Annotated in this window: 21 protein-coding genes; 14 read left to right on the top strand and 7 right to left on the bottom strand. The window is 73.4% G+C overall.

Annotated features, from left to right (window positions below):
* Positions 1 to 4: 4 nt before the first annotated feature.
* The gene (locus K304_RS26995; protein WP_158687291.1) at positions 5 to 892 is read right to left on the bottom strand and encodes a hypothetical protein; all 888 of its coding nucleotides are present in this window, start codon (positions 890 to 892) and stop codon (positions 5 to 7) included.
* A gap of 145 nt (positions 893 to 1,037) precedes the next feature.
* On the opposite strand from K304_RS26995, the gene hisI reads away from it, so the two are divergent.
* The 13 genes from hisI to K304_RS0102720 all read left to right on the top strand — a co-directional run bounded on the left by hisI (position 1,038) and on the right by K304_RS0102720 (position 17,623).
* Entirely contained in the window at positions 1,038 to 1,412 is a 375-nt protein-coding gene (hisI, locus tag K304_RS0102785) for a phosphoribosyl-AMP cyclohydrolase (protein ID WP_027762495.1), read from the top strand.
* Between the two features lie 72 nt (positions 1,413 to 1,484).
* A complete protein-coding gene (locus K304_RS0102780; RefSeq protein ID WP_027762494.1) occupies positions 1,485 to 3,053 on the top strand; it encodes an anthranilate synthase component I in 1,569 nt (522 codons plus the stop codon).
* The gene (locus K304_RS0102775; protein WP_027762493.1) at positions 3,050 to 3,679 is read left to right on the top strand and encodes a TIGR02234 family membrane protein; all 630 of its coding nucleotides are present in this window, start codon (positions 3,050 to 3,052) and stop codon (positions 3,677 to 3,679) included. Before K304_RS0102780 ends, K304_RS0102775 begins: the two co-directional genes overlap by 4 nt.
* Before the next feature lie 80 nt (positions 3,680 to 3,759).
* Entirely contained in the window at positions 3,760 to 3,975 is a 216-nt protein-coding gene (locus K304_RS26990) for an HGxxPAAW family protein (RefSeq protein WP_037789062.1), read from the top strand.
* A 158-nt stretch (positions 3,976 to 4,133) separates the two neighbouring features.
* Positions 4,134 to 4,568: a DUF2752 domain-containing protein gene (locus K304_RS0102765; RefSeq protein ID WP_027762492.1), complete on the top strand. Its 435-nt coding sequence runs from the start codon at positions 4,134 to 4,136 to the stop codon at positions 4,566 to 4,568.
* Positions 4,569 to 4,704: 136 nt separating this feature from the next.
* A complete protein-coding gene (gene trpC / locus K304_RS0102760; protein WP_027762491.1) occupies positions 4,705 to 5,514 on the top strand; it encodes an indole-3-glycerol phosphate synthase TrpC in 810 nt (269 codons plus the stop codon).
* A 558-nt stretch (positions 5,515 to 6,072) separates the two neighbouring features.
* Complete coding sequence (gene trpB, locus K304_RS0102750) at positions 6,073 to 7,344, top strand: tryptophan synthase subunit beta (RefSeq protein ID WP_027762489.1); 1,272 nt, start codon at positions 6,073 to 6,075, stop codon at positions 7,342 to 7,344.
* On the top strand, positions 7,341 to 8,165 hold the full coding sequence (gene trpA / locus K304_RS0102745) for a tryptophan synthase subunit alpha (RefSeq protein ID WP_027762488.1): 825 nt from the start codon (positions 7,341 to 7,343) through the stop codon (positions 8,163 to 8,165). Before trpB ends, trpA begins: the two co-directional genes overlap by 4 nt.
* Positions 8,166 to 8,319: 154 nt before the next feature.
* A complete protein-coding gene (locus K304_RS0102740; RefSeq protein WP_027762487.1) occupies positions 8,320 to 9,057 on the top strand; it encodes a thioredoxin domain-containing protein in 738 nt (245 codons plus the stop codon).
* A 223-nt stretch (positions 9,058 to 9,280) separates the two neighbouring features.
* Positions 9,281 to 10,297 (top strand): prolipoprotein diacylglyceryl transferase, encoded by a 1,017-nt coding sequence (gene lgt, locus K304_RS0102735; protein WP_027762486.1) that lies wholly within the window; start codon positions 9,281 to 9,283, stop codon positions 10,295 to 10,297.
* A gap of 201 nt (positions 10,298 to 10,498) precedes the next feature.
* Positions 10,499 to 11,230 carry a VIT1/CCC1 transporter family protein gene (locus tag K304_RS0102730; RefSeq protein ID WP_051307762.1) on the top strand — a complete coding sequence of 244 codons (732 nt, stop codon included), beginning with the start codon at positions 10,499 to 10,501 and terminating at the stop codon, positions 11,228 to 11,230.
* 392 nt (positions 11,231 to 11,622) lie between these two features.
* On the top strand, positions 11,623 to 16,167 hold the full coding sequence (gltB, locus tag K304_RS0102725) for a glutamate synthase large subunit (protein WP_027762484.1): 4,545 nt from the start codon (positions 11,623 to 11,625) through the stop codon (positions 16,165 to 16,167).
* Positions 16,160 to 17,623: a glutamate synthase subunit beta gene (locus K304_RS0102720; RefSeq protein WP_027762483.1), complete on the top strand. Its 1,464-nt coding sequence runs from the start codon at positions 16,160 to 16,162 to the stop codon at positions 17,621 to 17,623. The genes gltB and K304_RS0102720 overlap by 8 nt, the downstream gene beginning before the upstream one ends.
* A gap of 146 nt (positions 17,624 to 17,769) precedes the next feature.
* On the opposite strand, the gene K304_RS0102715 is transcribed toward K304_RS0102720, so the two are convergent.
* From K304_RS0102715 to K304_RS0102705, 3 genes are all read right to left on the bottom strand, one after another.
* Complete coding sequence (locus tag K304_RS0102715) at positions 17,770 to 18,957, bottom strand: SLC13 family permease (RefSeq protein ID WP_037789061.1); 1,188 nt, start codon at positions 18,955 to 18,957, stop codon at positions 17,770 to 17,772.
* 30 nt (positions 18,958 to 18,987) lie between these two features.
* A complete protein-coding gene (locus tag K304_RS0102710; protein WP_027762481.1) occupies positions 18,988 to 19,461 on the bottom strand; it encodes a PPOX class F420-dependent oxidoreductase in 474 nt (157 codons plus the stop codon).
* A 73-nt stretch (positions 19,462 to 19,534) separates the two neighbouring features.
* Positions 19,535 to 20,521, bottom strand: coding sequence for a hypothetical protein (locus K304_RS0102705; protein WP_037789059.1), 987 nt, complete (start codon positions 20,519 to 20,521; stop codon positions 19,535 to 19,537).
* A gap of 127 nt (positions 20,522 to 20,648) precedes the next feature.
* Here K304_RS0102705 and K304_RS0102700 point away from each other — a divergent pair, with 127 nt between their 5' ends.
* The gene (locus K304_RS0102700) at positions 20,649 to 20,990 is read left to right on the top strand and encodes a chorismate mutase (protein ID WP_027762479.1); all 342 of its coding nucleotides are present in this window, start codon (positions 20,649 to 20,651) and stop codon (positions 20,988 to 20,990) included.
* A 61-nt stretch (positions 20,991 to 21,051) separates the two neighbouring features.
* On the opposite strand, the gene pyk is transcribed toward K304_RS0102700, so the two are convergent.
* Genes pyk through K304_RS26980 form a run of 3 tightly spaced genes read right to left on the bottom strand, consistent with a single transcriptional unit; the run spans position 21,052 to position 25,488 of the window.
* A complete protein-coding gene (pyk, locus tag K304_RS0102695; RefSeq protein ID WP_027762478.1) occupies positions 21,052 to 22,476 on the bottom strand; it encodes a pyruvate kinase in 1,425 nt (474 codons plus the stop codon).
* 52 nt (positions 22,477 to 22,528) lie between these two features.
* Complete coding sequence (locus K304_RS26985; protein ID WP_078528366.1) at positions 22,529 to 24,004, bottom strand: SidA/IucD/PvdA family monooxygenase; 1,476 nt, start codon at positions 24,002 to 24,004, stop codon at positions 22,529 to 22,531.
* Positions 24,001 to 25,488, bottom strand: coding sequence for an aminotransferase class V-fold PLP-dependent enzyme (locus tag K304_RS26980; protein WP_078528363.1), 1,488 nt, complete (start codon positions 25,486 to 25,488; stop codon positions 24,001 to 24,003). The genes K304_RS26985 and K304_RS26980 overlap by 4 nt, the downstream gene beginning before the upstream one ends.
* Positions 25,489 to 25,630: the final 142 nt, after the last annotated feature.

Here is a 25,630-nt window from a genome sequence, read left to right as displayed (position 1 = left end):
TTCCTCAGTCCGGGAGCGGAGCGGTGAGTTTCGGGCCGTCCAGCGTGTCGCTCAGGGTGATCGCGCAGGAGATCGTGTCGTCGTCGCCCAGCTGGTACGTCGGCAGCGCCGGGTAGATCGCGTAGTAGTAGTACATCCGGCCGTCCTTGGGCATCGAGTTCAGCCGGGTGTTCACGTCGGAGTGGCACAGCTCCATCACCTTCGTGCGCAGCGCCTGCTCGTCCGCGAAGGTGCCGGTGAGCGTGTCGTTGGTGATGACCTCGCCGTCGTGCGACTCGTCGCACGACCGCGTCTCCACCAGGGAGACGTCGCTGCTCAGCGCCGGGTGGTCGAAGCACTGACCGGGCTCCAGCACGACGAACGGCACCAGGTCCTGCCCCGGGGACGTCGGCAGGGAGGACTCCGGCTCCTGCGAGGCGCCCGGTGCCGGAACGTCCGGGGCACTGGAGGGGTCGGCGGCGCCTGCGCCGGGCTCCTCCTCCGCGCCGGGTGAACTCTCTCCGGTGGCCTCGGCCCTGCTGCTGCCGCCGTCGCCCCCGACCAGCAGCACCACGCCGCCGACCGCGACCGCCGCCGCCAGCACCGAGCCCACCACGATCGCCGCGACCTGGGCGCCGCGATTGCCGCCGCCGGGCGGCTGCGGGGGTATCCCGTACGGCGGGCCGGGAAAGCCGGGCTGCCCGTGCGGTGCGCCGTACCCCGGCGGGGGCGGGAACCCGCCGCCCGGACCCGTCCCCGCTCCGCTGCCGGGCGGGCCGAAGCCGCCGCCGGCGGGCTGCCCCTGGGGAGCCGGTCCGCCGGGCGCGGGCCCGAATTCCTGCGGCGGCCCGAAGCCCGACGATCCTGAACTGCCGTGCGCCTGCGGGTCCTGCGGCGGCGGAGGAAGACTCATGGCGGCAAGGATGCCGCATCGCACGGACATCCGGGACCGCGGGGGAGAATGTCCGGTACATGCCCGATCACGCCCGCCCCGCACGCCACACCGGCACCCCGAACGGCGTTGCGCACCGCACCGCACGCGGCGGCAGAATGGACCCATGACCCGCGTCCCCGCCGACTCCTCCGCACTCGACCCCGCCGTGGCCGCCCGCCTCCGCCGCAACGCCGACGGGCTGGTCCCCGCCATCGCCCAGCAGTACGACACCGGTGAGGTGCTGATGCTCGGCTGGATGGACGACGAGGCGCTGCACCGCACCCTCACCACCGGCCGCTGCACCTACTGGTCGCGCAGCCGCGGAGAATACTGGGTCAAGGGCGACACCTCGGGCCACGTCCAGCACGTCAAGTCCGTGGCCCTGGACTGCGACGGCGATACCGTCCTGGTCAGGGTCGACCAGACCGGCGCCGCCTGCCACACCGGCGACCGCACCTGCTTCGACGCCGCGCCTCTGCCCGTCACCGCCGACGGCTGACCCCGCCGGCACGCACCCGGCACCGCCGCCACGCACCCGTCACGGACCCCAGGAACAGGACCCAAGGCCCACATGACCACTCCGGACCTCGACACCTTCCGCCGGCTCGCCAAGGACCGCCGCGTCATCCCCGTCACGCGCCGGCTCCTCGCCGACGGCGACACGCCCGTCGGCCTGTACCGCAAGCTCGCCGGTGAACGCGCCGGCACCTTCCTCCTGGAGTCCGCCGAGAACGGCCGGACCTGGTCCCGGTACTCCTTCGTCGGCGTCCGCAGCGCGGCCACCCTCACCGTCCGCGACGGCCGCGCCCACTGGCTCGGCGACCCGCCCGCCGGCGTCCCCACCGACGGCGACCCGCTGCACGCGCTGCGCGCCACCGTCGAGGCCCTGCACACCCCGCGCGACCTCCACGAGAGCGGCGAACTCCCGCCGTTCACCGGCGGCATGGTCGGCTACCTCGGCTACGACGTCGTACGCCGCCTGGAGCGGATCGGCGACAGCACGCGCGACGACCTGCGCCTCCCCGAGCTCACCATGCAGCTCGCCTCCGACCTCGCCGTGCTCGACCACCGCGACGGCACCGTGCTGCTCATCGCCAACGCCATCAACCACAACGACCTCGACACCGGCGTCGACGAGGCCTACCACGACGCCGTCGCCCGCCTCGACGCGATGGCCGCCGACCTCGACCGCCCCACGCCCGCGGGCGCCGCGACCCTGCCGCCCTCCGCCCTTCCCGAGCAGGTCTCCCGCACCGGCGGAGGCGCCGCCTACCGCGCGGCCGTGGAGGACATCAAGGAACGCATTCGCGCCGGGGAGGCCTTCCAGGTCGTCCCCTCGCAGCGCTTCGAGACCCCCTGCCAGGCCCCCGCCCTCGACGTCTACCGCGCCCTGCGCACCACCAACCCCAGCCCGTACATGTACCTGTTCCGCTTCGCCGGGGAGGCGGACGACGGGGGCGCGGGCGGCTTCGACGTCGTCGGCTCCAGTCCGGAGGCGCTGGTCAAGGTCGAGGACGGGCAGGCCCTGATGCACCCCATCGCCGGCACCCGGCCCCGCGGCGCCACCCCGCAGCGCGACACCGCCCTCGCCGACGAACTCCTCGCCGACCCCAAGGAACGCGCCGAACACCTCATGCTCGTCGACCTCGGCCGCAACGACCTCGGCCGCGTCTGCCGACCGGGCAGCGTCGAGGTCGTCGACTTCATGTCCATCGAGCGGTACAGCCACGTGATGCACATCGTGTCCACCGTCACCGGCCGCCTCGCCCCCGACCGCACCGCCTTCGACGCCCTCACCGCCTGCTTCCCCGCCGGCACCCTCTCCGGCGCCCCCAAGCCCCGCGCGCTCCAGATCATCGAGGAACTCGAGACCACCCGCCGCGGCGTCTACGGCGGCTGCGTCGGCTACCTCGACTTCGCCGGCGACGCCGACACCGCCATCGCCATCCGGACCGCCGTCCTCCGCGACGGCACCGCCTACGTGCAGGCCGGGGCCGGCGTCGTCGCCGACTCCGACCCCGCCGCCGAGGACACCGAGTGCCAGAACAAGGCCGCCGCCGTGCTGCGGGCCGTGCACACCGCCGCACACCTCGGGGGCGCCAGCCGGGCCCCGGGCCCCGGCGGTAGCGTGGGCCCGTGACTTCCGCACCACCGCCCCGCACCTCCCGCACACCCCGGCGCGCCCTCGCGGCGGCGCTGCTGAGCGGCCCGCTGGGCGCGGCACTGGCACTGATCGCCGCCGGGCAGGTGTGGAGCGAGACCACCACCACGTTCGCCGGCGGCACCCTTCCGGTGACCGCCACCGGCAGCGACATCACCGGCCTGCCCAGCGCCTTCGCCCTCGCCGGCCTCGCGGCCCTGGTCGCCGTCTTCGCCGTCCGCCGCGCGATCCGCGTCGTCGTCGCCGGCCTGCTCGCCCTCAGCGGCGCCGGCACCGTCGCCGCTGCCGTGGCCGGTGCCCGCGACCACGCCGCGCTCACCGAGAAGGCCGCCCGGGCCAGCGGCCTCACCGACGGCGCCATCGACGCCGTGCAGGTCAGCGCCTGGCCGTGGATCTCCACCGCGGGCGGAGCCCTGCTGCTCCTCGCCGGACTGCTGGCCCTGGTGTACGGGCGGCGCTGGCCCTCCATGGCAGGCACCGGCCGGTACGAGCGCGGCACCCGCGCCGCCCGCCGCGACGCTCCCCCGCCCGTCGACCCCGACCGGCCCGAGGACCTGTGGAAGGCCCTCGACCGCGGCGAGGACCCCACGCACGGCACCCCCTGATCCACCGCGAACGGCGAACGGACACAATGGGGCGGGCGGCGCGCCCGCCCACCGAGGGAAACGACGAGGAGCAGCAACCCATGGCGAAGCACTACCACCACGGAAACAGCCCGGCGGCCTGGACCGGCGTCATCATCGCCTTCATCGGCTTCTGCATCGGCGGTGCCTTCACCGTGACGGCCCAGCCGATCGGCGTGGTGGCCGGCCTGGTCGTGGTGGGCCTCGGCGGCGTGGCCGGCCTGGTGATGCGCTCCATGGGACTCGGCCACGACCCGAACCCGAACGCCCCCCACTGACCTCCACGACGGCTGCCACTCAGCGACGTCCCCGCCCGCGCGGCGCACACCCCGTGCGCCGCGCGCGGCACGCCGGGACCGCTCCGGCGTCCGCCCGGCCGGGACACTCCGCCGGAAAGGCGCTGGCGCCGCCCGCCCGCACCGGACAGGCTGGGACGGTGACCCACGCCCCCACCCCCGCCGGCGCCCGCACTCAAGGCACCCTCACCCGGCTCGCCGCCCCGCTGAGCGCGCTGGCCGCCGTAGCAGGAGCCTTCGCGTACGTCGCCGCTCACGACCCCAACGCGCCCGGCCACTATCCGGCCTGCCCGCTGCTGCAGCTCACCGGCATCCTCTGCCCCGGCTGCGGCGGTCTGCGCACCGCCCACGCCGTCGCCCACGGCGACCTGGCCGCGGCCCTCGGCGCCAACGCGCTCGCGCTGGCCGGCATGGCCCTGGCCGTCCTCTTCCTGCTCCACTGGTGCGTCAGGGTGATCCGGGCCCGGCCCGTCACCGTGCCCGTGCGACCCGTGCACCTGTGGCTCGGTACCGGGCTGGTCCTGGTCTTCACGGTGGTCCGCAACCTCCCCTTCGGAGCGGCGCTCGCCCCCTGAGTTTCGCGGGAACTGTCCGCAATGTGGGATTTGGGGTAACCGGATGCGGGCCCTCCGTTCGTGGCCGGATACCATCGCAGTGCCCGACCATCGACATCCCTCAGCCACGAACCCAGCCACGAAGGGGGCCGCTCGCGTGAGTGTGCTTGACGAGATCATCGACGGCGTCCGCGAAGACCTCGCCGAACGGCAGGCGCGGATCAGCCTCGACGACCTCAAGCAGCGCGCCGCGGCCGCCCCCCAGGCCAAGGACGGGGTCGCGGCACTCAAGGGCGACAGCGTCCGGGTCATCTGCGAGGTCAAGCGGTCCAGCCCGTCCAAGGGCGCGCTCGCCGCCATCGCCGACCCCGCCGGCCTCGCCGCCGACTACGAGGCCGGGGGCGCGTCCCTCATCTCCGTCCTCACCGAGCAGCGCCGCTTCGGCGGCTCCCTCGCCGACCTCGAGGCCGTCCGCGCCAAGGTCGACATCCCCGTGCTCCGCAAGGACTTCGTCGTCACGTCCTACCAGCTCTGGGAGGCCAGAGCCTACGGCGCCGACGTCGTGCTGCTCATCGTCGCCGCCCTGGAACAGCAGGCTCTCGTCTCCCTCGTCGAACGCGCCGAGTCCCTCGGCCTCACCCCGCTCGTCGAGGTCCACGACGAGGAGGAGACCGCCCGCGCCGTCGACGCCGGCGCGCGCATCATCGGCGTCAACGCCCGCAACCTGAAGACCCTCGAGGTCGACCGCGGCACCTTCGAGCGCGTCGCACCCGAGATCCCCGACCACATCGTCAAGGTCGCCGAATCGGGCGTACGCGGCCCGCACGACCTGATCGCCTACGCCAACGAGGGCGCCGACGCCGTCCTCGTCGGCGAGTCCCTGGTCACCGGCAAGGACCCCAAGAGCGCCGTCGCCGACCTCGTCGCCGCGGGCGCGCACCCCGCGCTGCGCCACGGGAAGGGCTGACCCCGGTGGACCGGCGACCGCACCACGCCGCCGCGCCGCGCGACCGGTACGCGCGCCTGCGCCGCGGCTGCCGGCCTCGCGGGTGCCGCGCCCCGGCGCGGCGGGTGCACGGGCGTCGCGTCCGCTACCACATCGGCTGCGAGCCCGGCCAGGTCAACGGCCGGCGATGGCCCGCCACCGCGGCGACGGCCTGACCGCACCCGTACCTGCTCCCGGTCCTGCCCGCCCGGCCGGCCGTGACGCCGCGTGGCACCGCGCCGCCCGGGGCTCTGCCCGCCACGGGCGCCGTCCCGTCCCGCACGACGGTGGGACGCCGACGGCACCCGGGACGAGGGGCACCGCCGCCGGCGGGACCTCCGCCGCCCTGCCACGGCGCCGCACGTGCGGCCCGCGCTCCGTCCGGCGCCGTCCACGCCCCGCACGGCCGAGCAGGCGGGCCGTGGCCTGCCGTCGGCGCGTCCCCGCCGTGCCGACCGGGCCCCGCAGGAGGCTGGAGCCGGCCCCGCGCCCACACGGCGCCCCCCTTCAGACGACGAACCCGCAAGGAGCACCACGCACATGTCCCGCTTCTTCATCCCCGACCCGGAGGGCCGGGTGCCCACACCCCAGGGCTACTTCGGAGCCTTCGGCGGCAAGTTCATCCCGGAGGCCCTCGTCGCCGCCGTCGACGAGGTCGCCATCGAGTACGACAAGGCCAAGGCGGATCCCGCCTTCACCGCGGAGCTCGAGGACCTGCTGGTCCACTACACCGGACGCCCCAGCGCCCTCACCGAGGTGCCGCGCTTCGCGGAACACGCCGGCGGCGCCCGCGTCTTCCTCAAGCGCGAGGACCTCAACCACACCGGCTCGCACAAGATCAACAACGTGCTGGGGCAGGCCCTGCTCACCCGCCGCATGGGCAAGACCCGGGTCATCGCGGAGACCGGCGCCGGCCAGCACGGCGTCGCCACCGCGACGGCCTGTGCGCTCTTCGGCCTCGAGTGCACCGTCTACATGGGCGAGGTCGACACCGAGCGGCAGGCGCTGAACGTGGCCCGGATGCGCATGCTCGGAGCCGAGGTGGTACCGGTGACCTCCGGCAGCCGCACGCTCAAGGACGCGATCAACGAGGCGTTCCGCGACTGGGTCGCGAACGTCGACCGCACCCACTACCTCTTCGGCACCGCGGCCGGCCCGCACCCCTTCCCGGCACTGGTGCGGGACTTCCACCGGGTGATCGGCGTCGAGGCACGGCGCCAGATCCAGGAGCGCACCGACCGGCTGCCGGACGCCGCCGTGGCCTGCGTGGGTGGCGGCTCCAACGCGATCGGCCTGTTCCACGCCTTCCTCGACGACCCCGGCGTCCGGCTGGTCGGCTGCGAGGCCGCGGGCCACGGCGTCGCCTCCGGCGAGCACGCGGCGACCCTCACGGCGGGGGAGCCGGGCATCCTGCACGGCTCCCGCAGCTACCTCCTCCAGGACGACGAGGGCCAGATCACCGAGCCCTACTCGATCTCGGCCGGCCTGGACTACCCCGGCATCGGCCCCGAGCACGCCTACCTCAAGGACAGCGGGCGCGGCGAGTACCGGCCCGTCACCGACGACGAGGCGATGCGCGCGCTGCGCCTGCTCTCCGAGACGGAGGGCATCATCCCGGCGATCGAGAGCGCCCACGCCCTGGCCGGCGCCCTCGACCTCGGCCGCGAACTCGGCACCGACGGGCTGATCCTGGTCAACCTGTCCGGACGCGGCGACAAGGACATGGACACCGCCGCCCGCTACTTCGGGCTCTACGACGACCGGCCGGGCGGGCAGCAGGGCGACACCGAGACCCCGGGGAGCGACCAGTGAGCGGCAACATCGACCTCCTGAACGCCACCCTGGCCCGCGCCCGGAACGAGAACCGGGCCGCGCTGATCGGCTACCTCCCGGCCGGCTTCCCCACCGTGGACGGCGGCATCCGCGCCTGCACCGCCCTGCTGGAGGGCGGCTGCGACGTCGTCGAGGTCGGTCTGCCCCACAGCGACCCGGTCCTGGACGGTCCCGTCATCCAGACCGCCGACGACATCGCCCTGCGCGGCGGCGTCCGCATCGCCGACGTGCTCCGCACCGTCCGGGAGGCGCACGCCGCGACGGGTGCGCCGGTCCTGGTCATGACGTACTGGAACCCGGTCGACCGTTACGGCGTGGAGCGTTTCGCCGCCGAGCTCGCCGACGCCGGCGGGGCCGGCTGCATCCTCCCCGACCTCCCGGTCGAGGAGGCCGGCGCGTGGACGAAGGCCGCCGAGCAGCACTCCCTGGCCACGGTCTACGTCGTCGCGCCCTCCAGCCGGGACGAGCGGCTGGCCAGGATCACCGCGGCGGGCAGCGGCTTCGTCTACGCGGCGTCCCTGATGGGCGTCACCGGCACCCGGGAATCCGTCGGGCTGGAGGCGAAGGACCTGGTCGCCCGCACCCGGGCGACCACCGAGCTGCCGGTCTGCGTCGGTCTCGGCGTGTCCAGCGCGGCGCACGCGGCAGAGGTCGCGACCTTCGCCGACGGCGTGATCGTCGGCTCGGCCTTCGTCAAGCGCCTGCTGGCCGCCGCGGACGACCCGGAGGCCGGCCTGGCCGACGTGCGGACCCTGGCCGGCGAACTCGCCTCCGGCGTGCGCCGGGCGGCGGGAGCCTGAGGGGACGGCGACCCGCCCCGTGAGGGGTCCCCGCACCGGAGCGCGCCGTGTGCGGGGACCTCTTTCGGGGGAACTCCCGCTCCGGGGCGCATGCCGCGACGCCCCCGGCTCGTTGCAGCAGGACGTGACGAGTCAGATGGATCGCGACAGTGTGATGACCGACGACAAGCGCCCGGGAGCCGCGAGCGCCCGCGAGCGCCTGCGCGTGGAGCGGGAACGCGAGCGCCAGTCAGCCAAGCGGCTGCGCACGGTGAAGATGGCCGGCCTGGTCGTCCTGGTGCTCGCGGTCGCGGCGCTGGTCGCCGTGGCGGTGTCCGTGACCGGCAAGGAGGACGGCGCGTCGGGGGAGGCCCGCCCCGTGACCACGGGTGCGGCCGGGGCGCCGGTGACCATGACGGTGTACGAGGACTTCCGCTGCCCCGGCTGCGAGGCGTTCGAGGCGCAGTACCGGGAGACGATCAACGACCTGCGCGACGCGGGCAAGCTGCGGGTGGAGTACCACCTCGTCACCCTCATCGACGACAACCTCGGGGGCCAGGGCTCCCAGTACGCCGCCGAGGCGGCGATGTGCGCGAACGACGCCGGGAAGTTCGTTCCCTACCACGACCTGCTGTACACGAACCAGCCGCCGGAGCAGAAGGACGCCTTCGGCGACAGGACGTACCTGCTGCGGCTCGCCCGCCAGGTCGAAGGGCTGTCGACCGCCGAGTTCGAGACGTGCGTGCAGGACGGTCGCAACGCCGACCGCGTCGCCCGTACGAACAACGCATTCCTCGATGCGGGCATCAACCAGACCCCCACCGTCCTCATCGACGGCAAGCCGGCCGGTGCCGATCCGGCCGACCCGCTGACGCCGCAGAAGCTGCGGCAGATCGTGGAGAAGAAGAACTGACCGCGGCCGTGGACCGTTCCGTACCCGCCGCCGGCGCCCGGGCCCTTCCAGCGGTCCGGACGCCGGCGACGGGCACGTCCGCGGACGCCGGCGGCCGCGCCTCTCCGATGCCCTTTCCGGTGCCTTTGCGCGACGTTTCCCCGGTGCGTCCCGGGCAGCGTTATCCAGCCGTTGTGCCGGGCGGCGGCCCCCGGCGGCCGGGCACGGTAGCGTCGGTGGAGCCATGAACACCCTTGCCTTCATTCCCAGCCCCTCGACCGGAGAGATCCATCTCGGTCCGGTCCCGCTGCGCGGCTACGCGTTCTGCATCATCATCGGCGTCTTCCTCGCCGTCTGGCTCGGCAACCGGCGATGGATCGCCCGTGGCGGCCGCACCGGGACGGTCGCCGACATCGCCGTCTGGGCGGTGCCGTTCGGGCTGGTGGGCGGCCGGCTCTACCACGTGATCACCGACTACCAGCTGTACTTCGGCGAGGGCCGCAACTGGGTGGACGCCTTCCGCATCTGGGACGGCGGCCTGGGTATCTGGGGCGCGATCGCGCTGGGTGCCGTCGGTGCGTGGATCGGCTGCCGCCGCCGCGGCATTCCGCTGCCCGCCTACGCGGACGCCGTCGCACCCGGCATCGCGCTGGCCCAGGCCGTCGGGCGCTGGGGGAACTGGTTCAACCAGGAGCTGTACGGGCGCCCCACCGACCTTCCGTGGGCCGTGGAGATCGACCGCGCCCACCGGCCCGTCGAATCCCTCGACGTCGCCACCTACCACCCGACCTTCCTGTACGAGTCCCTGTGGTGCATCGGCGTGGCCTTCCTGGTCATCTGGGCCGACCGGCGCTTCCGCATGGGCCACGGGCGGGCGTTCGCGCTGTACGTCGCCGCGTACACCGCGGGGCGCTTCTGGATCGAGTACCTGCGCATCGACGACGCCCACCAGGTACTGGGTCTGCGGCTGAACAACTGGACGGCGCTCGGGGTGTTCCTGCTCGCGGTGGCCTACATCGTGATCTCCCACCGGGTGTCGCCCGGGCGCGAGGAGGTCGTCGAACCGGGCGCCGCCGACGGCGACGGCTCGCCGCCGGCGTCGGCGCAGAGCGACGACGGTGTGAAGAGCGAGGCGGACGCGCAGAGCGACGCGGCAGCGCAGAGCGCGGGCGGCGACGAGGGCGCCGAGCCCCCGGCCCCCGGCCCGGCCGCCGACGACGCTCCGGCGGCCCCCAGCGAGCAGCCGGGCCGCCGCACCTGAACCGCCCCCCTCTCCCCGCGCGTCCCGGGGCCGGGCGTCTCGCCGGGCTCCGGGGCCGCGCCCCGGAGCCCCATCAGGACAGGGGGCGCGGGAAAAGCCCTGGTCAGAGGGGTAAGTACGGCCTTCCTTGCTGGCGCGGAGCGCGCATGCGTGCCTACGGTCGAAGCACCCGACGGTCGCGAAGGAAGGACGGCGCGCCCCATGACCAGCGCCCTGGAAGAGACGCCGGACCCCGGCGCGGACGCGGAACCGCACGGTCACCGCGACGTCAACGGCGGCTGGCTGCGTCCCGCGGTGTTCGGCGCGATGGACGGCCTCGTCTCCAACCTCGGCCTGATGAGCGGCGTCGCCGGCTCCTCGGCCTCCCAGCAGACCGTGGTCATCGCCGGCCTGGCCGGTCTCGCCGCCGGAGCCTTCTCCATGGCGGCCGGGGAGTACACCTCCGTCGCCTCGCAGCGCGAGCTGGTGCAGGCCGAGCTGGACGTGGAGCGGCGCGAACTGCGGCGCAACCCGCGGGACGAGATGCGGGAGCTGGCGGCCGCCTACGAGGCCCGCGGCGTGGAACCGCAACTGGCCGCGCAGGTCGCCGAGCAGCTGTCCCGCGACCCCGAGCAGGCGCTGGACGTGCACGCCCGCGAGGAACTGGGCGTCGACCCCGGCGACCTCCCCTCGCCGACGGTCGCCGCCGTGTCGTCGTTCGGCTCCTTCTCCGTCGGTGCGGCCGTGCCCGTGCTGCCGTACCTCTTCGGCGCCGGAGCTCTGTGGCCGGCCGTCGTCGTGGCGCTGCTCGGGCTGTTCCTGTGCGGCGCGGTGGTGGCGAGGGTGACCGCACGGTCCTGGTGGTACAGCGGCCTGCGGCAGATGCTGCTGGGCGGCGCGGCGGCCGCGGTGACCTACGCGCTGGGCGCCGTCTTCGGCGTGGCCGTGGGCTGAGACCCCTGCGCGACGCCGGCGGGGCCCGCTGTGGCCGGTGTGGCCCGGGACACGGTGTGTGACGCTCCGGACGGGGCATGATCCACGTGTTACCGGACGGTTTCAGCGTCCGCCTTCCGGGGCACAAGCTGGAAAGCCCGCGAGCAACGATGCCCGCGTCGGCCTGCATGTTTCCGGCCTCAGGGGCCTTCGCCGCGCTGCGGCCGCACAGCGAGCCGTCCGCATGCTGGAACGAGGAATCCGCCTGCTGGGAAGATGCGTCATCCTGTAACCTGCACGAAAATCTGTTCAGCCAGGGCCGACGTCGTCCCTCGGCGAAAGCACATGCCATGACGACGACGGGAGAGCCGATGCGTGCGGCATTCGAGGCGGCCCACCCTGCCAAGCAGGGGATGTACGACCCCCGGTACGAGCACGACGCCTGCGGCGTCGGCTTCGTGGCCACACTCACCGGCGTTCCCAGCCACGAGCTGGTGCAGCAGGCGCTGACGGTCCTGCGCAACCTCGAGCACCGCGGTGCCACCGGTTCCGACCCGGACACCGGCGACGGCGCCGGAATCCTCCTCCAGGTCCCCGACGCCTTCCTGCGCGACGAGGTCCCCTTCGACCTGCCCGCCGCCGGCGGCTACGCCGTCGGCCTGGCGTTCCTCCCCGCCGAGCCGGCCGCCGAGGAGGAGGCCGTCGCGCGGATCGATGAGATCGCGGCGGAGGAGGGCCTGAGCGTCCTCGGCTGGCGTGAGGTGCCGGTCGCCCCGCAGCTGCTGGGCGAGGGCGCCCGCGAGACCATGCCCACCTTCCGGCAGCTGTTCCTCGCCGACGCGGCGGGCGAGCGCACCGGCGTCGCCCTGGACCGGATCGCGTTCGTCGCCCGCAAGCGGGCCGAGCGCGAGGCCGGCACCTACTTCCCCTCACTGTCCGCCCGCACCCTGGTCTACAAGGGCATGCTGACCACCGGGCAGCTGGAGCCGTTCTTCCCCGACCTGTCGGACCGGCGGCTCACCAGCGCCGTCGCCCTGGTCCACTCCCGGTTCTCCACCAACACCTTCCCCTCCTGGCCGCTGGCCCACCCCTACCGCTTCGTCGCGCACAACGGCGAGATCAACACGGTGCAGGGCAACCGCAACTGGATGCGCGCCCGCGAATCGCAGCTGGTCTCGGACCTGTTCGGCGACGACGCGAAGCTGGACCGGATCTTCCCCGTCTGCACGCCCGGCGCGTCGGACTCCGCGACCTTCGACGAGGTGCTGGAACTCCTCCACCTGGGCGGGCGCTCGCTGCCGCACTCGGTGCTGATGATGGTCCCCGAGGCGTGGGAGAACTCTGCTTCCGGCGAATCCATGGACCCGGCCCGGCGCGCCTTCTACCAGTACCACTCCACGATGATGGAGCCCTGGGACGGCCCGGCGTGCGTCACCTTCACCGACGGCACCCAGGTCGGCGCCGTGCTCGACCGCAACGGCCTGCGCCCCGGCCGCTACTGGGTCACCGACGACGGCCTGGTCGTTCTCGGCTCGGAGGTCGGCGTCCTCGACATCGACCCGTCCAGGGTGGTGCGCAAGGGCCGGCTCCAGCCCGGCCGGATGTTCCTCGTGGACACCGCGGAGCACCGCATCATCGAGGACGACGAGGTCAAGGCCACGCTGGCCGCCGAACACCCCTACGAGGAGTGGCTGGAGGCCGGTCTGATCGAACTGGCCGACCTGCCCGAGCGCGAGCACATCGTGCACACCCACCGCTCGGTGACCCGGCGTCAGCAGACCTTCGGCTACACCGAGGAGGAGCTCCGCGTCATCCTCGCGCCGATGGCACAGACCGGCGCCGAACCGATCGGCTCCATGGGCACCGACTCCCCGATCGCCGCGCTGTCCACCCGGCCCCGGCTCATCTTCGACTACTTCACCCAGCTGTTCGCGCAGGTCACCAACCCCCCGCTGGACGCCATCCGCGAGGAACTCGTCACCTCGCTGATCTCGCCGCTCGGCCCGCAGGGCAACCTCCTGGACCCGTCCTCGGCGTCCTGCCGCAGCGTCACCCTGCCGTTCCCGGTGATCGACAACGACGAGCTGGCCAAGCTCATCCACATCAACGCCGACGGCGACCTGCCCGGCTTCAAGTCCACGACCCTGTCCGGCCTGTACCGGGTGCACGACGGGGGAGAGGGCCTGGCCGCCCGCATCAAGGAGATCTGCAAGGAGGCCGACGCCGCCATAGCGGCCGGCGCCCGCCTCGTCGTGCTCTCCGACCGGCACTCCGACGCCGAGCACGCGCCCATCCCGTCGCTGCTGCTGACCTCGGCCGTGCACCACCACCTGATCCGCACCAAGCAGCGCACCCAGGTGGGACTGCTGATCGAGGCCGGCGACGTGCGCGAGGTGCACCACGTCGCCCTGCTCATCGGCTACGGCGCCGCCGCCGTCAACCCGTACCTGGCCATGGAGTCCGTGGAGGACCTGGTCCGGGCCGGCACCTTCCTGCCCGGCGCCGACGAGATGGCCCCCGAGGACGCCATCGGCAACCTCATCAAAGCCCTCGGCAAGGGCGTCCTGAAGGTGATGTCCAAGATGGGCATCTCCACCGTCGCCTCCTACCGCGGCGCGCAGGTCTTCGAGGCCGTCGGCCTCGACGAGTCGTTCGTCGACACCTACTTCCACGGCACCACCACCAAGATCGGCGGCGCCGGCCTGGACGTCGTCGCCAAGGAGGTCGGAGCCCGGCACGCCAAGGCGTACCCGGCCACCGGCATCGCCCCCGCGCACCGCGCCCTCGACATCGGCGGCGAGTACCAGTGGCGCCGCGAGGGCGAACCGCACCTCTTCGACCCGGACACCGTCTTCCGGCTCCAGCACTCCACCCGTGAGCGCCGCTACGACATCTTCAAGCAGTACACCCGGCGCGTCGACGAGCAGGCCGAGCGCCTGATGACGCTGCGCGGCCTGTTCCGCATGAAGGAGGGCGAGCGGCAGCCGGTGCCCATCGACGAGGTCGAGCCGGTGTCCGAGATCGTCAAGCGGTTCTCCACCGGCGCCATGTCCTACGGCTCCATCTCCCAGGAGGCGCACGAGACCCTGGCCATCGCCATGAACCGCCTCGGCGGCAAGTCCAACACCGGTGAGGGCGGCGAGGACCCGGAGCGGCTGTACGACCCGCAGCGCCGCTCCGCGATCAAGCAGGTCGCCTCCGGCCGGTTCGGCGTGACCAGCGAGTACCTGGTCAACTCCGACGACATCCAGATCAAGATGGCGCAGGGCGCCAAGCCCGGCGAGGGCGGCCAGCTGCCCGGCCACAAGGTGTACCCGTGGGTGGCGAAGACCCGGCACTCCACGCCCGGCGTCGGCCTCATCTCGCCGCCCCCGCACCACGACATCTACTCCATCGAGGACCTCGCCCAGCTCATCCACGACCTGAAGAACGCCAACCCGGCGGCCCGCATCCACGTGAAGCTGGTCTCCGAGGTCGGCGTCGGCACCGTCGCCGCGGGCGTGTCCAAGGCGCACGCCGACGTGGTGCTCATCTCCGGCCACGACGGCGGCACCGGCGCCTCGCCGCTGACCTCCCTCAAGCACGCAGGCGGCCCCTGGGAACTGGGCCTGGCCGAGACCCAGCAGACGCTGCTGCTCAACGGTCTGCGCGACCGCATCGTGGTGCAGACCGACGGCCAGCTCAAGACCGGCCGCGACGTGCTGATCGCCGCGCTCCTCGGCGCCGAGGAGTTCGGCTTCGCCACCGCGCCGCTGGTCGTGTCCGGCTGCGTGATGATGCGCGTGTGCCACCTGGACACCTGCCCGGTCGGCATCGCCACCCAGAACCCGGTGCTGCGCGAGCGCTACGCCGGCAAGGCCGACCACGTCGTCAACTTCTTCGAGTTCATCGCCGAGGAGGTCCGCGAACTCCTCGCCGAACTGGGCTTCCGCAGCATGGACGAGGCCGTCGGCCACGCCGAACTCCTCGACGTCAGCCGCGCCGTGGACCACTGGAAGGCCGCCGGCCTCGACCTCGGGCCGCTGCTGCACGTGCCCGACCTGCCCGAGGGCGCCGTCCGGCACCAGGTCGTCGAACAGGACCACGGACTGGCCAAGGCGCTGGACAACCAGCTCATCAAGCTGTCCGCGGACGCGCTGAGCGCCGAGTCCGTCGAGGCCGCCCAGCCGGTCCGCGCCCACCTCGACATCCGCAACATCAACCGCACGGTCGGCACCATGCTCGGCCACGAGGTCACCAAGCGGTTCGGCGGTGCCGGGCTGCCCGACGACACCATCGACGTCACCTTCACCGGCTCCGCCGGCCAGTCCTTCGGCGCGTTCCTGCCGCGCGGCATCACGCTGCGCCTGGAGGGCGACGCCAACGACTACGTCGGCAAGGGCCTGTCCGGCGGCCGCGTCGTCGTGCGCCCCGAACGGGGCGCCGACCACCTGGCCGAGTACTCCACCATCGCCGGCAACACCCTCGCCTACGGCGCCACCGGCGGCGAGATGTACCTCCGAGGCCGCGTCGGCGAACGCTTCTGCGTCCGCAACTCCGGCGCCACCGTGGTCTCCGAAGGCGTCGGCGACCACGGCTGCGAGTACATGACCGGCGGCTCGGCCGTCGTCCTCGGCGACACCGGACGGAACTTCGGCGCCGGCATGTCCGGCGGCTTCGCCTACGTCGTCGACCTCGACCCGGCGAACGTCAACGTCGCGCTCCGCCCCGCGCTCAACCCCCTGGACGCCACCGACCGGCAGTGGCTGCACGACGTGGTGCGCCGCCACCAGGAGGAGACCGGCTCCACCGTCGCCGAGAAGCTCCTCGCCGACTGGGACGCCGCAGCCGACCGCTTCACCAAGATCGTTCCCCCGCAGTACCAGGCAGTGCTCGCCGCCAAGGAAGCCGCCGAGCGAGCCGGACTCCCCGAGTCCGAGACCCACGAGAAGATGATGGAGGCGGCGCTCAATGGCTGACCCCAAGGGCTTCCTGACCACCGGCCGCGAGGTCGCCGAGACCCGGCCGGTCTCCGAACGCGTGCAGGACTGGAACGAGGTCTACGTCCCCGGTTCGCTGCTCCCCATCATCGGCAAGCAGGCCGGCCGCTGCATGGACTGCGGCATCCCGTTCTGCCACAACGGCTGCCCGCTCGGGAACCTCATCCCCGAGTGGAACGACTACGCCTACCGCGAGGACTGGGCCGCCGCCAGCGAGCGGCTGCACGCCACCAACAACTTCCCCGAGTTCACCGGCCGGCTCTGCCCCGCGCCGTGCGAGTCGGCCTGCGTGCTGGGCATCAACCAGCCGGCGGTGACCATCAAGAACGTCGAGGTCACCATCATCGACAAGGCGTGGGAGGCCGGCGACGTCACCCCGCAGCCCCCGGAGCGGCTGTCCGGCAAGACCGTCGCCGTCATCGGCTCCGGACCGGCCGGGCTCGCCGCCGCGCAGCAGCTCACCCGCGCCGGCCACACCGTCGCCGTCTACGAGCGCGCCGACCGCATCGGCGGCCTGCTGCGGTACGGCATCCCCGAGTTCAAGATGGAGAAGCGGCACATCAACCGCCGGATCGAGCAGATGCGGGCCGAGGGCACCAAGTTCCGCACCGAGACCGAGATCGGCGTGGACATCGACGCGAAGAAGCTGCGCAAGCGCTACGACGCGGTCGTCATCGCCGCCGGCGCCACCACCGCCCGCGACCTGCCCGTCCCCGGGCGCGAGCTGAACGGCGTGCACCAGGCGATGGAGTACCTGCCGCTGTCCAACAAGGTGCAGGAGGGCGACCTGACGGTCTCCCCGATCTCCGCCGAGGGCAAGCACGTCGTCGTCATCGGCGGCGGCGACACCGGTGCCGACTGTGTCGGCACCGCCCACCGCCAGGGCGCCGCGTCCGTCACCCAGCTCGAGATCATGCCCCGGCCGGGCGAGGAGCGCCCCTCACACCAGCCGTGGCCGACGTTCCCCATGCTGTACAAGGTCACCAGCGCGCACGAGGAGGGCGGCGACCGCGTGTACTCGGTCTCCACCACCCACTTCGAGGGCGACGAGAACGGCGACGTCCAGTGGCTCCACCTCATCGAGGTGGAGATGAAGGACGGCAAGCTCGAACAGAAGCCGGGCACCGAGAAGAAGATCCCGGCGCAGCTGGTCACCCTCGCCATGGGCTTCACCGGCGTCGACCGGGAGAACGGCCTGGTCGAGCAGTTCGGCGTGGAACTCGACGAACGCGGCAACGTCGCCCGCGACGCCGACTACGCCACCAACGTCGACGGCGTGTTCGTCGCCGGCGACGCCGGCCGCGGCCAGTCCCTCATCGTGTGGGCCATCGCCGAGGGCCGCTCCGCAGCCCGCGGTGTGGACCGCTACCTCACCGGCGCGGCCAGCACGCTGCACGCCCCCATCAAGCCGACGGACCGCGCGCTCACCGTGTAGCGGCCGTCCCCACCCGTCCCGCACAACGTCGTGCGGACGCGGGACGCAACAGGTCCCGTGGCGCCCGTCTCCCACCCCCGACCGGGAGGCGGGCGCCGACCTGTGCACAGCCCGCCGGACCCCCGGGGCGTCCCGTCGCCGCCGGATCACCGCCCGAGCGCCAGCGCCCCCGTCGCCGCCGCCGTCGCGGCCACCGACAGCACCAGCCCGGTCACCACGAACCGGCCCGCGGGCACCCGCGTCCCGTGCCGCCGGCACCGCTCCAGGCACAACAGCGTCGCCAGCGACGCCCACGGCACCACCAGCGCCCCCACGTTCGTGCCGATCAGCAGCGCCGCAAGGCGCTGCGGCTGGTCCACCGGCACCGCGCCCTCACCCGCCAGGTACACCGGCAGGTTGTTCAGCACGTTCGACAGCCCCGCGCCGACGGCCGCGGAACGGAACATCCCCACCACGCCGCCGTCCGCGCCCATCGCCGTCACCAGCCACCCGTGCAGGCCGTGCACCGTGACCGTCTCGACCACCAGAAAAAGCCCCGGCACCAGCACCAGCAGCCGCCACGGGACCAGCGACGGCCGCAGCACACCCGGCCGCCGCACCGCGAACGCCCCCACCACCAGCAGCGCCGCCGCGCCCGACGCCGCCCACAGCGGCACCTCCGCCCCCAGGATCGCCGCCAGGAACCCCGCCGTCGCCACCGCCGACACGGCGAACAGCACCCGGTCCGCGGCCCGGAACGGCTCCGGCGAGGCGAGCACACCCCCCTCCGGCCGCGCCGGCCGCCAATAGAACACCCACAGGCACAGCATCGTCACCGCGACCGCCGCGAGCTGCGGCGCCCACATCAGCACCGCCATGCCCTGCGGCGACAGGCCCAGCCGGTCGGCGGCCAGCAGGTTCGTCAGGTTCGACACCGGCAGCAGCAGACTCGCGGTGTTCGCCAGCCAGATCGTCGTCATGGCCGGCGGCAGCGCGGCGACGCCCACCCGGCCGGCCAGCGCCAGCATCACCGGCGTCAGCAGCACCGCCGTGGTGTCCAGGTTCAGCGCGATCGTCGTCACCGACACGAACACCGAGCACAGCACGAACAGCACCGCGTACCGGCCCCGCGCGGCCCGCGCCACCCCTGCCGCCACCGCGTCGAACACACCGGCCGCACCGGTCAGCTCCGCCAGCACGATCACCGACGCCAGGAACGCCAGCAGCGGCGCCAGCCGCACCAGCGCCGCCTCCGCCGCGCCCACGTCCAGCAGCCCCGTCACCACGCACAGCACACCCGCCGCAGCGAGCCCCGCCGCCGCCCGGTCCTGCCCCCGCAGCCGCTTCACCCCCACGCCGCCGGCGTACGCAGCCCCCGGAGGGGACTACTCCGAGGCGTCCGCCAGCCGCGCCGGGAAACCGCCGGTCGCCACCGGCCCCCAGCGCCGCGGCGTGACCCGCACGATCGACTTGCCCTGCCGCAGCATCGCCGCCCGGTACTCGTCCCAGTCCGGATGCTCACCGGAGATGCAGCGGAAGTACTCCACCAGCGGCTCCACCGAGTCCGGCGCGTCGACCACCTCTGCGTCGCCGTCCACCTGCACCCACGGGCCGTCCCACTCGTCCGACAGCACCACCACGCTCACCGCCGGCTCCCGGCGGGCGTTGTGCACCTTGGCGCGCTCCGGATAGCTCGACACCACGATCCGGCCCGCCCCGTCCACACCGCACGTCACCGGCGACGCCTGCACCGAACCGTCGGAACGCCGCGTGATCAGAAGGGACCGGTGCCGTGGACGCACGAAGTCCAGCAGGTCGGCCCGGCTCACCGTGGTGTTCGTCGCGATCGAAGGACTCATGCCGCGGAGCCTATGCGCAAAGCCGCCCCGCGCACGACCACCGGCACTCCCCACGCCCGCGGCGGCGCACCGCTCAGGTGTCGCAGTCCAGTACCGACCGGCACAGCCCGCAGCGTGCCCGCACCGGGCCCCGCACCGGCACACGGAGGCGCTGGAAGCACGTCGGGCAGGCGAACGCCACCCGCATCCCGTCCGCCCCGGCCCCGCCGTCCGCCCCGGCCTGCGCGCCCGCCGCAGGTGGACCACCCGGCTCACCCGTCCCGCCCGGCTCGAACACGTACCCCTCACCGTCGGACAGCGCGCCCCGCCCCGCCGGCCGGCCCCAGCGCCGAGCCCAGCGCCGGTCCCGCACGTACGCCCGGCGCGCCACCCGGCCCGCGCCCGCCAGCGGCGGCCGCTCCACGTCCCGCCGCGCCCTGGCCCGGCCCGCCACGTACGCCTCGTACGCCTGCGGACTGGTGAACCACGGCGACGGATCCTCCCCGAACACCGCCGCGCGCTTCGCCAGCACGTAACCGAACTCCTCGGGGGTCAGGTAGCCCAGCTTCTGCGACGACACCCCGTCCTGCCGGAACGCGTCCAGCAGCAGCCAGCCCGACCCCAGGAACGCCGCGGCCGTGTCGGTGAGGATCTCGTTCGCCGGCACCCCGCGGAAGGCCAGGTCCAGACGGTGCAGGTACACGTGCATCACCTCGTGCGCGAGCGCCGCCCCCACGTCCCGCCGATGCGTGCGGAACCGCTCGTTCAGCTCCACGAAGTACTCCGGGCCCGCAGCCAGCTCCACGCTCGCCGCGTGATCCATCGACCGGAACGACACGATGATCCGCGCCTGCGGCAGCCGCAGATGCCGCACCAGCGCTCCCGCCACCCGCTGCGCCCCCAGATGCAGGTCGTTCCCGTCCCCGAACGCCACGTCCGCCGGCGCCACGCTCACCCCGAACTGGTCCACCGTGTCCGCCGACAGCCGCCGGTACAGCGCCGTGACCGCCGACCGCACCGTCGGCAGGTGGGGAAAGCCGCGCTCCACCGGGTCCGCCGCCCGGCCCGCCACCGTGCTCATCACCACATCACCCCCACCCGCCATGGTCCCACCGCACGCCGGACCCACCCCGCCACCACGCCACGCCTGACCGGCATGCGGGCACCCGCTGCGCCGCCGGCCCGCGCCCCCATAGGCTGGAGGGATCATGAACGAGACCGACCGGATCGACGAGTCCGCCGCCGCCCAGCTCCTCGAGCTGCGGGACAGCATCGACAACATCGACGCGGCCGTGGTGCACATGCTCGCCGAGCGCTTCAAATGCACCCAGCGCGTCGGCCGCCTCAAGGCCGACCACCACCTGCCGCCCGCCGACCCCGACCGGGAGTCCCGCCAGATCGCCCGCCTCCGCGAGCTCGCCGAGAGCGCGAAACTGGACCCGGCCTTCGCGGAGAAACTCCTCAACTTCGTCATCGCCGAGGTGATCCGCCACCACGAGACCATCGCCGGCGGCACCCCCGGAAGCACCCCCGGCGGCAACAAGACCTGACCCGCACCGGGACGCACCCGCCCCCGGCCCGGCCTGCCGCGCCCCGCACGGGGGAGGCCCGCTACCCGGCCTCGCCGATGCGGTGCACCCGGACCAGGTTCGTCGTCCCCGGCACACCCGGCGGAGAACCGGCCGTGATCACCACCAGATCGCCGCGGGAACAGCGCCCCAGCCGCAGCAGCTCCTCGTCGACCTGCGCCACCATCTCGTCCGTGGTGCGCACCACCGGCACGCAGAACGCCTCCACCCCCCACGACAGGCCGAGCTGCGCCCGCGTCGCCGGCTCCGGGGTGAACGCCAGCACCGGAATCGGCGACCGGTACCGCGACAGCCGCCGCACCGTGTCCCCGGACTGCGTGAACGCCACCAGACCGCGGGCGCCCAGGAAATCGCCGATCTCCGCCGCCGCCCGCGCCACCGAACCGCCCTGCGTCCGCGGCTTGTCCTCCTCCGCCAGCGGACGCAGCCCCTCCGCCAGCAGGTCCTCCTCCGCGGCCGCCACGATCCGGCCCATGGTGCGCACCGCCTCCACCGGATGCGAGCCCACGCTCGTCTCCTCCGACAGCATCAGCGCGTCCGCGCCGTCCATCACGGCGTTCGCGACGTCCGAGGCCTCCGCACGCGTCGGACGCGACGCCTCCACCATCGAATCGAGCATCTGCGTCGTCACGATCGCCGGCTTCGCCATCCGCCTCGCCAGCTTCACCGCCCGCTTCTGCACCAGCGGAACCGACTCCAGCGCCATCTCCACGCCCAGCTCGCCACGCGCCACCATGATGCCGTCGAACGCGTCGACCAGGGCCTCCAGCGCCTCCACCGCATGCGGCTTCTCGATCTTCGCGATCACCGGCACCCGGTGACCCTCCTCGGCCATCACCCGCCGTGCCTCCACCGCGTCCTCCGCGCCGCGCACCGACGACAGCGCGACCACGTCGACACCCAGCCGCAGCGCCCACCGCAGATCCTCGACGACCTTCCCGCCCAGCGCCGAGCCCGGCGACGGCACCCCCGGCAGGTTCACGCCCTTGTGGTCGGAGACCAGGCCGCCGCGCACCACCCGCGTCGTCACCACCCGGCCCGACACGCCGGACACCCGCAGCACCACCCGGCCCTCGTCGACCAGGACCTCCGAGCCCGGCCGCACGTCGTCGGCCAGCCCCTCGTGCGTGGTGCCGCACCCCTCGTGGTCCCCCTCGGCCTCCGCCGAGAACAGCCGGAACACGTCCCCGCGTTCAAGAAGCACAGGCCCCTCGCGGAAACGGCCCAGTCGGACCTTCGGACCCTGAAGGTCCGCCAGTACGCCGACGCTCCTCCCGACGTCCGCCGACGCCCTCCGCAGCCGCGCGTACCGGCCCTCCAACTCGACGTGCGAACCGTCGCCCGGAGACAGCCGCACCATGTCCGTGCCCGCCTCGACGAGTGCCCTGATCACCTCATACGAGTCGGAGGCGGAACCCAGAGTGCTGACGATCTTCGCGCGGCGCATGCATCGAGCCTACGACCTACCGGAGGGTAGCGAGCGGCCCTCCGGCGCCGGCTCAACCCCCCGAGGGAAACACCCCGTTGACAACTCCCGAATCTGCGCGCCGCCCCGCTCCGATGAGCGGCCCCGACGACCCGGACGAGCCCGACGGCCCACCCCGCAGACCGAACGACGTGAACGCCGTCCGCCCCGGCAACGGAAACAGCTCCTTCCCCGACACCCCGTTCAGGATCACCGCACTGCGATACGCCCCCAGCCCCAGATCCGGCGCCCCCACCCCGTGCGAATGCCGCTCACCGTTCTGCACGAACACCCCACCCGTCACCGACGGATCCAGCACCATCCGGAACCCGCCGTCGATCAGCGGGCGACCCGCCGCGTCCCGCCGCACCAGCGGCGCCAGCGCCGCAAGCAACCGCTCCGCCGGCCGCTCCCGGTACCCCGTCGCCAGCACCAGCGCGTCCGTCACCAGCCGCGACCGCTCACCCTGCTCCGCGTGCTCCAGATGCAACTCCAGCTGCGACGACCCCAGCCGCCCCGCCGTCCGCACCGCCACACCCGGCGTCAGCACCACATCCGGCCAGCCGCAGCGCACCGCCCGCCGGTACAACTCGTCGTGCACCGCCGCCAGCGTCTCGTGATCCACCGCCTTGTGCAGCTGCCACTGCCGCGGCACCAGCCCGTCCCGCACCCGCTCCGGCAGACCGTGGAAGTACCGCGTGTAGTCCGGCGTGAAATGCTCCAGCCCCAGCTTGCTGTACTCCATCGGCGCGAACGCAGGACTCCGCGTCAGCCACCGCAGCCCCTCACCCCCCACCGGCCGCGCCCGCAGCAGATCCAGGAACACCTCCGCCCCGGACTGCCCCGAACCCACCACCGTCACGTGCCCCGCGGCCACCAGCCTGTCCCGGTGCGCCAGATAGTCCGCCGCATGCACCACCGGCAGCGACGGCGCACCCGCCAACGGCCGCAACTGCTCCGGGACATGCGGAGCCGTGCCGATACCCAGGACCACGTTCCGCGCATACGCCCGCCCCAGCGCCTCCGCCTCGCCCGCCTCGTCCAGCCGGGTGAAATCCACCTCGAACAACGCCCGCTCGCCGTTCCACCGCACCGCGTCCACCTGATGCCCGAAACGCAGCCCGCTCCCCACGCCCTCTCCGCCCGGACCGTCCGCCGCCAGACCGTCGCACACCCACCGGCAGTACGCGTCGTACTCCACCCGCTCGATGTGGAAGCGCTCCGCGAAGTAGAACGGGAACAACCGCTCCCGCGCCCGCAGATGACTCAGGAACGACCAGCGGCTCGACGGATCGGCCAACGACACCAGATCCGCCAGGAACGGCACCTGCAACGTCGCACCGTCCACCAGCAGACCCGGATGCCACGAGAACGACCGCCGCTGCTCGAACACCGCCCACCGCAACCCCGGAACCCCGTCAGCCAGCGCCCCCAGCGACAGGTTGAACGGCCCGCACCCCACACCCGCGACGTCCAGCGGCCCCTCCGACTCCCGCACCCCGCAGCTCACGCGCCCACCTCCGCGCCGCACGCCACCCCGGCACCCGCCGCCACGTCCGCCGCCGCATCCCGCACCAGCTTCACCAACGCCGCCAGCTCCCCCCGCTCCACCCGCGGATGCAGCACCGTCACCTTCCACCACAACCGGCCGTCCAGGGACGCCCGCCCCAGCACCGCCCGCCCCTCCTCCAGCAGCCGCCGCCGCACCTCGGCCACCACCTCGTCCGACGCCCCCACCGGACGGAACAGCACCGTCGACAACTCCGGCCACCCACGCAGCTCCAACCCCCGCTCCTCCCGCACCAGCCCCGCCAGCACACCCGCCGCCGCACACGCGTGCTCCACCAACTCCGCCAGCCCCCGACGCCCCAGCGCCCGCAACGTCACCGCCACCTTCAGCACATCCGGCCGCCGCGTCGTCCGCAGCGACCGCCCCAGAAGATCCGGCAGACCCGCCGCCGCATCATCGTCCGCGTTCAGATAATCCGCCCGGTGATCCAGTACACCCAGCTCCGCAGCATCCGGCACCACGAACAACCCCGCCGCCACCGGCTGCCACCCCAGCTTGTGCAGATCCACCGACACCGAATCCGCCCGCTCCAACCCCGCCAACCGGCCCCGCAGCCCCTCACTGAACAACAACGGACCCCCGTACGCCGCATCGACATGCAGCCGCGCCCCGCACCGCGCCACCACCTCCGCCACCTCCGGCAACGGATCCACCACCCCCGCATCCGTCGTCCCCGCCGTCGCCACCACCAGCGCACGACCCCCCACACCCGCCAGCGCCTCCTCCACCGCCGCCGGATCCAGCACCCCCCGCGGCGCCGCCACCGTGACCGGCTCCCCAAGCCCCAGCAACCACGCCGACCGGTGCACACTGTGATGCGCGTTCTCCCCGCACACCACCCGCACCCCCGGCCCGAACCGCTCCCGCGCCATCAGCACACCCAACTGGTTCGACTCCGTACCACCCGTCGTCACCAGCGCATCCGGCCGCCCCCCGGCCCGCGACGGCACCCGGCCACCGAACACCAGCCCCGCCAACTCCCCGCACACCAGCGCCTCCAACTCCGAAGCCGCCGGCGCCTGATCCCACGAATCCAGCGACGGATTCAACGCACTCGCCGCCAGATCCGCCGCAGCCGCCACCGCCAACGGCGGACAGTGCAGATGCGCCGCACACAGCGGATCCGCCGGATCCGCCGCCCCCTGGGCCAACGCCCGCACCAACACACCCAACGCCGCCCCCGAACCCACCCCGTACTCCGGCAGCACCTCACCCACCGCCGCACGCAGCCGCCCCGCCACCGCCTCCGGACCCCCACGCGGCAACGGCCCGCACCGCTCACCCGCCCCCACCGCCAACGCGTCCAGCACCGTCCCGACCAACGGACGCAACGCGGCAGGCCCACCGGACCCACCCGCGAGCAACCCGGCATCCCGCACGGCACCCCGCGCAGAAACAACGACAGACGCGGCAGAAACAGACATCGGCAGAACTCTCTCGCAATCGACACCACAAAGAGGTAAGGCCGACCTAACCTATGCGCGGAACGCCACCCCGCCACCGCACACAGCGAACGTTCCCCCGAAGGGGGTACACACAGCACCAGCCGGGGCCCGGCCCCGCCAT

The organism is Streptomyces sp. CNS606 (genome assembly GCF_000426325.1).
The sequence above is the reverse complement of the archived record's forward strand: the minus strand, read 5'-3'. Positions and strand labels throughout refer to the sequence as shown.